Annotated in this window: 14 protein-coding genes; 11 read left to right on the plus strand and 3 right to left on the minus strand. The window is 55.9% G+C overall.

Going from position 1 to position 13855, the window contains the following annotated elements; translation table 11 throughout:
* Positions 1-27: 27 nt before the first annotated feature.
* Both HUS66_RS11020 and HUS66_RS11025 read right to left on the minus strand, forming a co-directional pair.
* Positions 28-1254 (minus strand): DHA2 family efflux MFS transporter permease subunit, encoded by a 1227-nt coding sequence (locus tag HUS66_RS11020; RefSeq protein ID WP_254628797.1) that lies wholly within the window; start codon positions 1252-1254, stop codon positions 28-30.
* A 1312-nt stretch (positions 1255-2566) separates the two neighbouring features.
* Positions 2567-3271, minus strand: coding sequence for a haloacid dehalogenase type II (locus HUS66_RS11025; RefSeq protein ID WP_175070962.1), 705 nt, complete (start codon positions 3269-3271; stop codon positions 2567-2569).
* Between the two features lie 406 nt (positions 3272-3677).
* Here HUS66_RS11025 and HUS66_RS11030 point away from each other — a divergent pair, with 406 nt between their 5' ends.
* From HUS66_RS11030 to HUS66_RS11080, 10 genes are all read left to right on the plus strand, one after another.
* Positions 3678-4592, plus strand: coding sequence for a restriction endonuclease (locus tag HUS66_RS11030; RefSeq protein WP_217487990.1), 915 nt, complete (start codon positions 3678-3680; stop codon positions 4590-4592).
* A 90-nt stretch (positions 4593-4682) separates the two neighbouring features.
* Positions 4683-5501: a DUF2971 domain-containing protein gene (locus tag HUS66_RS11035; protein WP_175070963.1), complete on the plus strand. Its 819-nt coding sequence runs from the start codon at positions 4683-4685 to the stop codon at positions 5499-5501.
* A gap of 155 nt (positions 5502-5656) precedes the next feature.
* On the plus strand, positions 5657-5935 hold the full coding sequence (locus HUS66_RS11040; RefSeq protein WP_175070964.1) for a hypothetical protein: 279 nt from the start codon (positions 5657-5659) through the stop codon (positions 5933-5935).
* Positions 5936-6023: 88 nt separating this feature from the next.
* Positions 6024-7204 (plus strand): IS3 family transposase gene (locus tag HUS66_RS11050; protein WP_425340083.1). Its coding sequence is split into 2 segments (ribosomal slippage): positions 6024-6320 and positions 6323-7204, totalling 1179 coding nucleotides; the frame shifts between segments, so codons are not numbered across the junction.
* A gap of 97 nt (positions 7205-7301) precedes the next feature.
* Positions 7302-7868: a hypothetical protein gene (locus HUS66_RS11055; protein WP_175070966.1), complete on the plus strand. Its 567-nt coding sequence runs from the start codon at positions 7302-7304 to the stop codon at positions 7866-7868.
* A 68-nt stretch (positions 7869-7936) separates the two neighbouring features.
* Positions 7937-8476, plus strand: coding sequence for an MltR family transcriptional regulator (locus tag HUS66_RS11060; RefSeq protein WP_175070967.1), 540 nt, complete (start codon positions 7937-7939; stop codon positions 8474-8476).
* 175 nt (positions 8477-8651) lie between these two features.
* Positions 8652-9062, plus strand: coding sequence for a hypothetical protein (locus HUS66_RS11065; RefSeq protein ID WP_175070968.1), 411 nt, complete (start codon positions 8652-8654; stop codon positions 9060-9062).
* 215 nt (positions 9063-9277) lie between these two features.
* Positions 9278-9685 (plus strand): hypothetical protein, encoded by a 408-nt coding sequence (locus tag HUS66_RS11070; protein WP_175070969.1) that lies wholly within the window; start codon positions 9278-9280, stop codon positions 9683-9685.
* A gap of 134 nt (positions 9686-9819) precedes the next feature.
* The gene (locus tag HUS66_RS11075; RefSeq protein WP_175070970.1) at positions 9820-10062 is read left to right on the plus strand and encodes a type II toxin-antitoxin system Phd/YefM family antitoxin; all 243 of its coding nucleotides are present in this window, start codon (positions 9820-9822) and stop codon (positions 10060-10062) included.
* An 88-nt stretch (positions 10063-10150) separates the two neighbouring features.
* Complete coding sequence (locus HUS66_RS11080) at positions 10151-10444, plus strand: YkgJ family cysteine cluster protein (protein ID WP_175070971.1); 294 nt, start codon at positions 10151-10153, stop codon at positions 10442-10444.
* A 127-nt stretch (positions 10445-10571) separates the two neighbouring features.
* Here the strand turns inward: HUS66_RS11080 and polA are convergent, their stop codons facing one another.
* A complete protein-coding gene (gene polA, locus HUS66_RS11085) occupies positions 10572-13343 on the minus strand; it encodes a DNA polymerase I (protein WP_175070972.1) in 2772 nt (923 codons plus the stop codon).
* Positions 13344-13485: 142 nt separating this feature from the next.
* Here polA and HUS66_RS11090 point away from each other — a divergent pair, with 142 nt between their 5' ends.
* A complete protein-coding gene (locus tag HUS66_RS11090) occupies positions 13486-13794 on the plus strand; it encodes a DUF2782 domain-containing protein (protein ID WP_175070973.1) in 309 nt (102 codons plus the stop codon).
* The last annotated feature ends 61 nt before the right edge of the window (positions 13795-13855 follow it).

Genomic DNA, 13855 nt, shown 5'->3' on the forward strand with positions numbered 1-13855 from the left:
AGTTGATGGCACCCGAGCCATAGCCGGTCAGGTGGCGAAGTTGATGGCACCCGAGCCATAGCCGGTCAGGTGGCGAGGCAGGGCAGCGATGGCATTCGACAGCGTCGGCGGCGGGAAGGCCGCCATACCGACCGACATCACTGCCATGGCGCCGGCCAGGTACATGAATGAGGTATTCCAGTCCACCTGCGCCATATGCCACACCGAAAACACCGTGCAGGCCAACCCCGGCAGAGTGATCCAGTGCGGCGGATAGCGATCGCTGAGCCAGCCGACCAGCGGCACCAGCACACCCAGCACGGCGGTCGAGGGCAAGAATATCTGTCCGGCACTAACCGGACTGTAATGCAGGACCGACTGCACGAACTGCGGCAACAGATACATGATGCCGTAGAAGGAACCACCGAACAGCAGCATCGCCAAGGTGCCGACCACGAAGATACGGTAGCGGAAGATCGCCAGATCGAGCAGTGGGTGCGCGGTGCGCTGCTGCCAGGCCATGAAGACGCTCCCACAGATCAGCGCAAAGCCAATCAGCTCGGGAATGCGCGGGTCGCCCCAGCCCCAGCGCTGGCCGTTGGACAGCGCCGCCAGCAGCGCAAAAACGGCCGCGAACAGCAGCACCACGCCGGCCCAGTCGAAAGGCGGGCGCGGGCCCTTCTGCTCGCGGCTCGGCAAGAAAAAGTAGCCCATAATAGCCGCTGCCACACAGATTGGCAGAGTAATGAAGAACACATAGCGCCAGGTGAAGTTCTCCACCAGCCAGCCGCCGATCACCGTCGCTAGCGTCAGTGGCAGACCCAGACACATGCCGTACATGGCCACGGCCATGCCGCGCCCCTCTGGCGGGTAGGCGGCGAACAGCGCCTGCATGGCCACCGGCCGGATCAGCCCGGTCATCGCCCCCTGGATGACCCGGGCGGCGATCAAGGCCATCATGCCCTGCCCCAGGCCGCCCAGAATCGAGGCGGCAATGAACACCACCAGTAGCCCCATGAAGGTGGCTCGCTGACCAACCGCAGAGACCAGCCATGGCGCGATCAAAAGCGACACCGTGGTCGAGGCCAGAAAACCGGTGGAGAGCCACTGCACCTGGGAGTTGCTCATGCCAAAGGCGCCCTTGATGTAGGGAATCGCCACATTGACGATGGTGATCGACATCCCCAACGCCACCAGACCGAGCATCACGGTGAGGGTCACCCACAGCTTGTAGCGAGGACCATAGCGCTCGAATAGCAGTTCGACCTGGCTCATGCCGCCCCGCCACGCCACCGCCACGGTGTGCCAGTATCAGTGTCTCGTGTGAACAAACCTCTTCCCCTATGGGTAATCAAGAGCGTGAATAATGGCGGGATACGCTGCGTGAGAAACGATGCACCGGATGCCGCGATAGCCGCCTTTGTGCCAACCGAGCAGCCTGCTGCCATTCTTAGGCAGCCTCGAGATGGGCGCTCCAACTCCCCAGCCACGGACTCCGGCGCCTCGCATGGCGCAGTGCTGGCGGTAGTGGAAAATAAAAAACGACCGGCATCCGTGCGGAACAAGAGATAGCAACGCACCGAACGGCTAGCTGAAACCGGATCCCTGTGAGGCGAGCGAGGACGCCCGCCCGACACTAAAGATAGCGAGTATATAGTTTTCAGGCTAACAAGATAACCCACTATGCCACGTCGGATATCCAGCCGGCGTGGCTCAAAGGCGGCGATCTAGGCGGGCAACAGACACGAGAAGGCCCGTGGCGCTGCCACGGGCCTTCTCGTGTCTGTCTCGTTTTGGCGGGATTCTCAGGTCAAGACCGAACGGTGCGCACTAGGCGATCAGCTTCACGATGCGATGAGCCTCGCCTCGGCCTAATCACTCAGTCAGGCATATCCGCATCGCAACCAGCCAGGGGGAATGCCAGGATCACATTGTCGCGATTGATGAGTTCAGGGGGCGTCATTACTGTGCTAGGCGAAGCGTCCAGGGCCTGAAGCACTGCCTGGCGACCTGATCCATCGAAGTTATCCTCGAGAACCTCCATGCTGTTGATTTCACCGCACTCTTCGCAATAACAGCGCACTGAATTGCGGTAAGGCTTGAACCGACGCCACTTCCGGGGTTCCCGGGTGACCTCGATCGCACCGCATGAGCACATGATGATATAACTTTCATGAGGCCCAGCCCCTAGCAAAACACGCTCCATGCGTTCCTCGTCTTATCTGACTTTACCTGCATGGATTCAGCACCACGCGCGTGAAACCTTTGAGGCGAGCAGTGAAAGCATTACGCCCCCCTGCAGCGGCATATCCCGACACCGGGCAAGGCCACTAGGCAAAGCTGTAACCCTTATCGCTACTGTGATTGACCCAAACGATAAAACCCTGACCACGACGGTTACGCCTACTCTGGTATGGAGCAGGCTTCGCACCCTGCATTTTCAATGCCATACCAGCACATTGAACTGACGGTGAGGCACATGGCTGATTTATAGCATTGTTCCCATAGTAGCCGTAGCCATAAAGACAACAAGTTTTTCCTCTTTAATCCAGCCCTTGCTAATGAATTAGTCGGCCATAACGCAGGCTCAACAGCCGAGATGCTCCGCCAAGCCCACCAAGGAAGCAGTATGCAGGTCGTTGTCGAGCGCGCCCGACACGTCCTTGGCGGTTGCCATCCCGAACTCATGCGGGCGCTCGACGTACGCCGCTCGCAGCCCGTGGTGACGAGCACTGTCGAGATCCTCTTGATGGGCTGCCACCATCATCACCGCCGCAGGCGGCACATCGAACACATCGGCAACGCCAAGATAGGTGTCGGGATACGGCTTGTACTGGCGAAACACCTCGGCAGAGAGGATGCAGTCCCAGGGAAGCCCCGCGCGCTTGGCCATGTTGGTGAGCAACCCCAGGTTGCCATTGGAAAGCGTACAGAGCGTGAAGCGGCGTTTGAGGCGCATGAGCCCTTCCACCGCACCGGGCCAGGGATCGAGCCGGTGCCAGACCCGGTTGAGGTGGCGCTTGTCTGCTTCGGAAAGTGAGGTGATGGAAAAACGCTCGAGCAACTGATCGAGAATGCCACGGTGCAGGTCATCGAGACGCGTCCAGCCCAGCTCCCCGGACTGCACCCGCTGCATCGCCGGCTTGTAGCCCGCCCGCCAGGCCAGCGCAAACTCCCCGCCATCCACTCCGAGCCCCAGCGCATCGACCTCGCGGGCGACGGAGCCGTGCCAATCGACCACCGTACCGAACACATCGAAAGCCAGCACCTCGACCCTATCCACTCCCTCCATGATTTCTCTCCTGCTTTGGTTTCCTCAAAGATACCTCCCCCGTTATCCCTCGCCACCAGCGGCAAGTCCAGTCAGGCATCGCCCGCAGCACCATCGGCTAACATGACGGGCGTTAAGCCAAAACGTTGGCAGGCCCTCTTTCCCCCGCCGACGCCATTCGGGTACTTTGGTTCATAGCATTAGAGGTCGAGCACATGGCACAGGGCGCACTCATCCCAAACCAACTTTGGTGGCAAAGGCAGCAGGCGCGTTCATTGGTACTATATAGCCAACTCAGTGAAAAAGCGCATGAAAATCAGTGGATTAAAGATTCAGCATAAGAATGTTAAACGCGCACGCTCGTTCAAATGGGGAAACGAGCGCGCTGTCTAGTCACTGTAATACAAAAAAATGAGGTATCTGAAGTTTGGCTGCAAAAATCACACCGAGACTTATCGAGCTGACGTACGAAGCTCTACTCAAATCTTATTGGCGTAGGAACGCGCTCCGTAAATTTTTGATTGCTTCTCATGTTAAAGAGAGCTTCCTGAATTCGTGGTCTAGCGATGAGTCTAAGCGGGACTTGTTAGACCGACTTTTTCCCAAGCTTCAAAGTACAGACCGTGGAAAGTCTCTAATTTTCCAGATGGCTCGCAGCCTCTCGGAGAAAACTACTTTTCCAGACCTACGGAATTGGGAAGATTCAGATCAAAAAATAGCGGAGGCGCATAAAGCCGTCCAGGAGCTGAAAGCCTACCTGAAACAACAAGATGAAAAAATCAGGAGTGAGAGGGAAAGAAAGGAAGCGCAAGAACGTGCCCGAGAGGAGCGCACGAGAATCCAAAGGTCACTAACAGACAAGACTAAGTTGCAGAAGCAGCTTGATGCTATGCACGAGAAAGTAGGAACTCAGAAGGGTGGCTATGAGTTTGAAGAGTGGTTTTACAAACTACTCGATTTTTCGGAGATTACGAACCGGAAACCCTATAAAGCTGACGATCGGCAAATTGACGGTTCATTAAGTCATGACGGAACAACATACCTTGTTGAGCTAAAATTCACGAAAGATCAGTCGGGCGCAACTGATATTGACTCGCTAAAAGCCAAAGTGGATAAGATGGCAGATAATACCATGGGTATAATGGTGTCGATCTCTGGGTATAGTAGTACTGCTATATCAGAAGCATCCGGAAGTAAAACGACCCTTCTGATTTTAGATGCTAGTCATCTATATCTTTTTTTGTCAGGCGCTATGCCATTCGGTGAAATCATATCGCGGGTACGGAGGCACGCATCTCAGACAGGCGAATCATACCTTTCGGTTTCCAAGTTTGGTGGTTGACCCTGTATAACCAAGGGCTTCATCCGACCGCTTTCCGCTGCCGCTCCAAACCGGCGGCTGAGCCCAGCGTTAGCTTTTTGAGGATAAACGTTGATTCTGTATAAATATATGTCGTTTAAAGCGGCTATTTCAGTTATTGAAAACTCATCACTTGGCTTTTCTTGTCTCGAAGATCTGAATGACCCATTTGAATGCACTGCTTTTGGATTCGAGGAGGGTAGCGACTCATTCGTAACTGCAAGAATGGCTACTAATGCGTGTAAAAATCGTTTTTCAAGAAACTATGGCGTGCTGTCACTTACGAGGCAACCATTGAATTCATTGATGTGGGTTCACTATGGAGACGAACATCGAGGTGTAGTAATTGGCTTTGATGCGAAATTAGCTGGATTTACTGATGAAGATGCATGCGTCATACCCTGTCAGCACGGAGAAATCGTCTATTCGGCAACCAAGCCACATAAAAATTTGCCTACTTTAAGTAGTGAAGAATTGATGAGTATAGGAAATAGCATCAAATTTAACTCTGACTCGTTTAATCTAGTCAAAAGAGCATTTTTGTACAAATCTATTGAATGGAGCTACGAAGAAGAAGTTCGAGTTGTTAAGGACATATCAGCTCTGCCGTTTAGCTACCATTTTGGCAAGGGGCGCAGTAACGCTTGGAATAAAATCTCAGTAGCAGGGCGTCCGTTGTATTGTTTGGATATACCAGAAAATGCTATTGAGGAAATATATTTAGGTCGGCATGTATACAAGAATGTAACTAAAAAGAATGATTTCTCCGATGGTGAACTTAAAGAGATCCTTCTCTCATGGGGGCGCAAAGATTTAAAATTATTGCAATGTCAGCCTGATGTACATTCATGGCAGTTAATAGCAGAACAGTCAATCAACCAAAAAAGCTAACAAACAATTTAAGAGTGATTCCCCACGCTTGGCATTTTTGGTTTGGGTCAAGTTTAGTGTTTAAGGTGTTCAAATTGGGTGTCGTGGTAGCGTGGCTCACACCTTAATTGGGCGTTAAACGCTCAAAATACTGATCATCAAGGGGATGGGCAGCCATGGAATTCGATTACAGAGCAGACGACGATTCTGGTCTCATGTATATGGGAGACTATGAACCCGGAACAAGCCTGTCACAAACCATCGAACCCCGTGATGAGGTGACGCTCAAAGTTGGTGGAAACAGGGTCAATGTCTCAGTTGACACGATCAATGGGAATTCGTACGAAGGGACTGTAAGCCGCATCATCGACGATTCCGATGCATTCGGTGACCTTGAGGCTGGTGATGAGGTGGAATTTCTACACTCCAATATTTGGGCTAGGTATCGGAGTTAATGAGCGTCTAACCAGTCGCTGTAGTACGCGGTGGACTTCCCCCACTTCAGTGGACACGCATCGATAACTCCGCACGAGGAGAAAAACGATGCCAAAGATGATCACAGGGAAGAAGACTCAGCGCTATAGCACTGAGTTCAAAGTGAAAGCGGTGGAATGGAGCCACCAGGCCCACCGGAGCGTCAAAGCTGTGGCCGAAGCGCTGGATATTCCCCCTTTCATGCAGTCACGCTGGCGGAAGGAATATCGAGAGGGAAAGTTCGCCATGAAACGTGTCAAGAAAGCCCCAGCTGAGGCCAAACAGAAGATCCAGGAGCAGGATGAGGTTACTCGCCTGAAACGCCGGATATCGGAGCTTCAGGAGGAAAACGACATCCTAAAAAAGTTTCAACGTTTTCAGGCCGAGGAACGACGGAAGCGTTCCGGTTCGTCTGGAAACACCGAGGGGAACACGGAGTAAAAGCGCTGTGTCGCCACCTGAACATCTCGCGGTCTGGTTACTATGCCTGGGCAAACCGGAAGCCTAGTCAGAGAGCCTCAGAGAATGCCGAGTTACTGTCGAAAGTCCGTAAGGTCTACAACGACAGCAAGGGTCGTTATGGCAGCCCCAGGGTTTATCAGACCCTGCGCCGTGACGGTCTGGTTGTGGGAGAGAACCGGGTGGCCAGACTGATGCGGGAATGGGGTATGAAAGCCCGTGTGGCGCGAGTCTATCGCCGCATGACGAAACGGTGTGATGACTTGAAGGCTCTGCCAAATTACCGGCTCGACGCCGAGAAGCCGGATGCCGTTAACCAGCATTGGAGCAGCGATGTCACCTACATCAAGCTAGGCAAGAGATACGTTTTCCTGGCGGTCGTTCTGGACCTGTTCTCACGACGGATCATCAGTTGGCGGCTGGGAGAGAGCCTGAGCGCAGACTTCGCCAGAGCGACACTGAGGGAGGCTTTTACAAGCCGGCAACCGGCTTCAGATCTGCTGTTCCATACGGACCGTGGTATCGAATATCGGGCGCACAAAACCCAGGCGCTACTGAAACAGCACCGGGTACGCCACAGCATGAACCGGCCGGGGCAGTGTACCGACAATGCCGAAGTGGAGTCCTTCTTCAAAACGCTGAAGGGGGAATTGCTGCACGCCACCAGCTTCGTGACGTTGAGACAATTGCGGAAACACATCAAGCACTATATTGAAGGCTTCTATAACAGCTGCCGGCTGCACAGTGGCCTTGGTTACCGGACTCCGCTAGAGTTCGAGGGAGTCAGTTGATGGGGCGTGTCCATTTTTTTGGGGGAAGTCCACCGCTTTTCCGGCGCGATGCGCCTCCAAATCGGCCGCTGAGCCCAGGCGTTATGGATAAGTGAGCATGGATTGGAAGACGTTTTTCGCACAGACAATCGATTCCCTAGCTTGGCCAGCAGTTGCTGTCTTTGTCGTCTTTCTGTTGCGAGACAAAATTACGGACCTGCTCCCTCGTTTAAAGAAGTTTAGGCACAAAGAAACCGAGATTGAGTTTACCGAGGGTGTCAGTGAACTGGTGCAAGAACGACAAGCTCAAGGGATTCAAAACAATGAAGTCGAACAGACAGCCGAGTATCAAGATCAATTTAGCTTCTTGTCGCGGCTAGCAGAGATATCGCCAAGATCCGCTGTTCTTGAGGCTTTTCGTATAGTTGAAGTGGCCGCCGCGAAAAAGGCGGCACGAATATACCCGGATCTTGAGAGCCGGTATGCAAAGAGTCCTCTTCATTTGCAGAAGCTACTCAAAGGTGAGGTCCTAACCAAAAACGAATTCCACCAGTTCGATCAGCTTCGAAGGCTCAGGAATGAAGCCGCACACACAGAGGAATTCGGTGTGAAGGGGATGCCAGTTGAGGCTTATATCGATATCGCTTTATCCATGGCTTCCCGGCTGGAAGCTGAAAATCCATAACCAGTGCAGGCAGGGGACGCTCCGGACGTCGCGCCCCTGCTGCTGGCGTTTTAGGTATCGACCCCGTTATGTACGAAAATCGAAAATTTCAGGAAATGCTCGCTGAAACAAAAGGTGAAGGCGACAGAGGCTGCGCGCTTATCCTCGCTGCAAACCTTGATAACCGGCTTCGAGAATTGCTGATCGCCCACTTCGTTTCAATGCCCTGCAAACAACAGAAGGCACTGTTCGAGGGAACTGGGCCACTGTCAACGTTCTCATCCAGAATAAGCGTTTCCTACGCTTGTGGTCTTCTTGCTGAAGACGAGGCTCACGACCTCCAGCTCATAAGGAAAATCAGGAATTTATTCGCGCATGAAGAACATGGCTGGAGCTTTGTCACGCCAAGTATTAGTAACAGATGCGACTCTCTGAAAATGCCTTTGCTAGTAAAGCGGGAATATCCAGAGCTTGCCGATAAATTAGCTAAATCCCGTTCGATATTTCAGATAACGGCGGCGTCACTTACGCTACTTTTGGCGGAACGCGCTAAGAGTGCGTTGAGTGAAAAGCGGACGACTCATGCGTTGACGTCCATACTTCCGAGGCGCGGCGGTGCCCAGCCGTGAGTTCAAATACGAAACGAGGCGCTGCAGTTGACCGCCCAAAGTGCTGCCGCGCTTCGGTCGGCAACTGAGCTTCGGCGTTGGGAGGCTCGGAAGCGTTTCAGCAATGACTCAACAGACGGCGTGTTCGATTAGCGAGATCCACTTTTATGCTAGCGTCACATGCGAGGACAGCGGAATGAGCGAGCTCAAGGCTTTCAACGACTACATGTCCAATATCGTCGAACCGACGTTCATGGACTACCATGCGCAACCTGGTTCAACTAGGCTCGCCTTCCTCGCGTGCGTGGCCGTGTATCACTCGATCGATCGCTTTCAGCGGAAACCGGGAAACTTGAGGAAAAAATGGGGAGAGGAGTCGATTATGTTCCTGATGGTCGACATGATTGCGCATCATTTCAAGCACGTTCAGTCCAATCATGAGCGATGCAAAGAGCCACCACCGAACACGATCCCGCTGACGTCCCTGGTGTTCAACGATGACGCAGCGATCCCAGACTCGCTCGCGGTGGATCATCACAATCTCTATTTCGTCATTCGAGACGCAATTACTTTCGTCAAAGAGCAGGCACAGCTGCGGTTATCCTAGCCTCCGAAGTAAAAATAAAAGAAGAGCTAAGATACCCTCTTGAGCGTCGAGTTCAACCATCGAGATGCTGGCTTTAGGGAGAATCGGGCCAGACCACGGATTCAATTACGGAACCAAGGACGTGTCCAATAGTCAGCTGCAGTTGACCGCCCAAAGCGCTGCCACGTTTTGGGCGATTAACTGCGATTAGGCACTTTATTTCTGGAGGTTGAAAATTGAACATTAACCTCATAACGGCCCTTATAGGTATTCTTGCTGGTGCCGTGGGCTATTGGTTTTCCACCTTTTCGGTACAACCAATACTAAGGTTTCGTGAGATTCGGGCGCGGGTGCATTCTGAGTTCATCTTCTATGCTCAGGTTATAAAAGCTGACAATCTGAATGACGAGATTAAAGAGTTGCATAGGGAGCGCATAAGGTCAAATCGCAAGTCGTCAGCTGAACTTTCCGCAGCATACATAGAGCTTCCTGGTTGGTACAGGCGCTATCTCAGATGGAGGGGGCTCCGGCCTGAAGAGGCCGTAAGGCATCTAATCGGGTACTCGAATACCTATGACTATGATGATGCTCATAGCCTTGAAGACAGAATCAAGAAGGCTCTGGATCTACCGAGGGAAGTATAACCAGACTAGGCACGGCAACACTTACTAAATTGCGGGCTCCGCGCATGCTGCATCGCAGCATGCATAGCGTTCGCCTTGACGTACGTACGAATAGGCGTACACCTATTAAAATTTTAACGTGTACGAGGTGCGTCATGACCGGAATGACAGCGACTGAGGGGCGCAGCAACCTTTATCGATTGATTGACGAGACCGCCGAGTCCCACCAACCAATCATCATTATAGGTAAGCGTAACAAAGCGGTTTTGGTATCCGAGGAAGATTGGTCGGCCATTCAGGAAACACTTTGCCTGCTATCCGTGCCGGGAATGCGTGAGTCTATTCGTGAGGGGATGGACACCTCCGTAGACGAATGCGAGGAGGAGCCGGACTGGTGACATGGAAGTGGGTTTACACCAAGCAAGCCCAGAAAATACCGCAAAGCTAGCGTATGATGACGCCAAACGTCTCCAACCTCGGATATCCATGACGCCCATCGAAGCGAAGAACCTGCCGGCCTCCGAGGTCGCCTGCTCGAACTGCCAGGCCTGCTGCTGTCGGCTAGAGGTGGTCATCTTGACCGACACCGGGGTGCCGGAACGCTACATCGAGGTAGACGAGTGGGGCGGGGAGACGATGCACCGCCTGGAGGATGGCTGGTGCTCGGCACTCGATCGCGACACCTTGATGTGCTCCATCTATGAAAACCGGCCGCTGATTTGTCGGGAATTTGAGGTGGCCTCCGATGAGTGCCTTACCGAGCGCGCGGCGAGCATGTAGCGCGTTCAAGAACGGCTTATTCAGCCAACGCTTACCCTGCCCACATCAGCCCACATCAGCCCACATCAGCCCACATCAGCCCGGCCCTGGCCAGGCTGATGCTTGCGGGCTAATACGTGCTAGCGCCTCAGTGGGCTTCGTCCCAGTTGATGCCGCTCTCTGCCTCAACGATCAGCGGCACCTTCAAATCCGCAGCGTCGCGCATACGGGCCTTAACGGCATCGATGAAGTCATCGACCTGCTCGTCCTTCACCTCGAAGACCAGTTCGTCGTGCACCTGCATGACCATCCAGGCATCCATTTCGCCGTCCATCAGCCAGGCGTGCACGTCGATCATGGCGCGCTTGATGATGTCGGCGGCGGTGCCCTGCATGGGTGCGTTGATGGCGGTGCGTTCGGCGGCTTGGCGGCGTCCCTGGTTCTGCGCCTTGATCTCGGGCAGGTAGAGCCGGCGGCCGGCGACGGTCTCGACAAAGCCATCTTCCGCCGCCTGGGCGCGGATGCCCTCCATGTAGCGGGCCACGCCCGGGTAACGGTCGAAGTAGCGGTCGATGTAGGTCTGGGCCTGATTGCGCTCGATGTTGAGCTGCTTGCCAAGCCCCCAGGCGCTCATGCCGTAGATCAGCCCGAAGTTGATCGCCTTGGCACTACGCCGCTGGTCGCTGGAGACCTTATCGAGCTCGACGCCGAATACCTCCGCGGCGGTGGCGGCGTGAATGTCACGATCCTCGGCGAAGGCCTCGAGCAGGCCGGCGTCCTCGGAGAGGTGCGCCATGATGCGCAGCTCGATCTGGGAGTAGTCGGCGGCGACGATCTTGTAGCCGGGCCGGGCGATGAAGGCCTGGCGGATCTTGCGACCCTCCTCGGTGCGGATCGGGATGTTCTGCAGGTTGGGATCGCTTGATGACAGCCGCCCGGTGGCGGTGACCGCCTGGTGGTAGCTGGTGTGCACCCGGCCGGTGGCCTTGTTGACCAGCAGCGGCAGCTTGTCGGTGTAGGTCGACTTGAGCTTGGAAAGCCCGCGATGCTCGATGATCACCTTGGGCAGCGGGAAGTCCAGCGCCAATTCCTCGAGCACCGCTTCGGCGGTGGAAGGCGCGCCCTTGGGGGTCTTCTTCTTGACCGGCAGCTTCTGCTCCTCGAAGAGGATCTCGGCGAGCTGCTTGGGCGAGCCCAGGTTGAACTCGCGGCCAGCTAGCTCGTGGGCGCGGGCCTCTAGCTCGCGGATGCGCGTCTCGAGCTCGCGGCTCTGGGTGTGCAGGCGCTCGGCGTCCAGGGCCACGCCGGTACGCTCGATGTGCGACAGCACCGGAATCAGCGGCCGCTCGAGGGCGTCCAGTACTTCACTGACGCGGCCTTCCTGCTCGAGGCGCGGGCGCAGCTCGTGGTGCAGGCGCAGGGTAATGTCGACGTCCTCGCAGGCGTAGGGGGCAGCCTGCTCGAGGGCGATCTGATTGAAGGTCAGCTGCTTGGCACCCTTGCCGGCGATTTCCTCGAAGCTCACCGTCTTCTCGCCCAGGTACTTCAGCGCCAGCGAGTCCATATCGTGACGAGTGGCGGTGGAATTGAGCACGTAGGACTCGAGCATGGTGTCGTGCAGCGGCCCGGCGACGCGGATGCCATAGCTCGCCAATACCGAGATATCGTACTTGAGGTTCTGGCCGATCTTGGCCTTGCTGGCATCCTCGAGCAGCGGCGTCAGCGCCTTGAGCACCGCCTGGCGATCGAGCTGGGCGGGGGCGTCGAGATAATCGTGCGCCAGCGGCACATAGGCGGCTTCGCCTTCCTTTAGCGCCAGCCCGACGCCGACGATCTCGGCTTCCATGTAGTTGAGGCTCGTCGTCTCGAGGTCGAAGCAGAACGCCTCGCTGGCCTCGAGGCGCTCGAGCCAGGCGTCGAAGTCGGCCTGCTCCAGGATGACGTGATCCTCACGGGGGCTGGCCGGCGCGTCCTGACTTTCCTCTTCCGGCTCGTCGGCCGCATCGCTCTCGCCGGCGGGAGCCGCATTGACGCCTTCGTCCTTGCCTTCGAGCAGGTCGGAGAGCCAGGCCTTGAATTCCATCTCCCGGTACAGCTCGGTCAGCGCCTCGCGATCCGGGTGAGCGATGTCGAGATCATCGAGCCCCACCGGCAGCTCGCAGTCGGTCTTGATGGTGGCGAGTTTGTGCGAGAGGAAGGCCTCGTCGCGGTGAGCATCGAGCTTCTTGCCGAGCGTCTTGGCGCCACGAAAGCTCAGCGTCTTGATCCGTTCCAGGTCGCCGTAGATGGTGTCGAGGCCGCCCTGCATGCCCTGCAGCAGGCCAAGTGCCGTCTTCTCGCCCACGCCCGGCACGCCGGGAATGTTGTCGACCTTGTCACCCATCAGCGCCAGGAAGTCGATGATCAGTTCCGGCGGCAAGCCAAACTTGTCCTTCACCCCGTCCACGTCCAGGGTCTCGCCCTTCATGGTGTTGACCAGGGTGATATGCGCATTCACCAGCTGGGCCATATCCTTGTCGCCGGTGGAGATCACCGCGTCGCGCCCGGCCTCGGTGGCGTGGCGGGCCAGGGTGCCGATGACGTCATCGGCCTCGACGCCCTCGATGCACAACAGCGGTAGACCCAGCGCCTTGACGCAATCGTGCAGCGGCTGCACCTGGCTGCGCAGGTCGTCCGGCATCGGCGGGCGCTGCGCCTTGTACGCCTCGAACATCTCGTCGCGGAAGGTCTTGCCCTTGGCGTCGAAGACCACCGCCATCGGGCTATCCGGGTACTGCTTGATCAGGCTCTTGAGCATGTTGAGCACGCCCTTCACGGCCCCGGTCGGCTGGCCCTTGGAGGTGGTCAGCGGCGGCAGGGCATGAAAGGCGCGGTACAGGTAGGAGGAGCCGTCGACGAGGACGATGGGCGGGGTGGCCATAGATACCGATTCCTTGAGCAAGATCACTACCACCCATGATACGCAGCTCCCTGCATCACGTCAGGCTCGCCTGGCGTTAGCGAGCTGACCTACACTAGCGATATAAGCGTGAACACTGTTTCGCTGATATCAGGAGCTCACCATGTTCGCCATACCGCGTCGCCTTTTCCTCACGGCAGTCTTCGGCCTGTTCCTGGTCATTGGCGCTTGCCTTGCCACGACGGCCCCGGCATTGGCCCAGTCCACCGATGTCGAACCGGATGTCACCATCCGCCAGCAGGAAGACCGCACCATCGAGGAATACCGGGTCAACGGCCAGCTCTACGCGATCAAGATCACGCCCAAGGCAGGGCCATCCTATTTCCTGATCGATGAAGACGGCGATGGTAACTTCGCTCGCCAATCCGGCGACCAGGTCGCGATTCCCAGCTGGGTGCTGGTCGAGTGGTAGATCAGCACTCGGCACGAGACCTGTCGCTTGAGCACCTGTTCGCTTAGCGTCTGTTGGTTGG

Source organism: Onishia taeanensis (assembly GCF_013349955.1).
Classification (GTDB): Bacteria; Pseudomonadota; Gammaproteobacteria; order Pseudomonadales; family Halomonadaceae; genus Onishia; species Onishia taeanensis_B.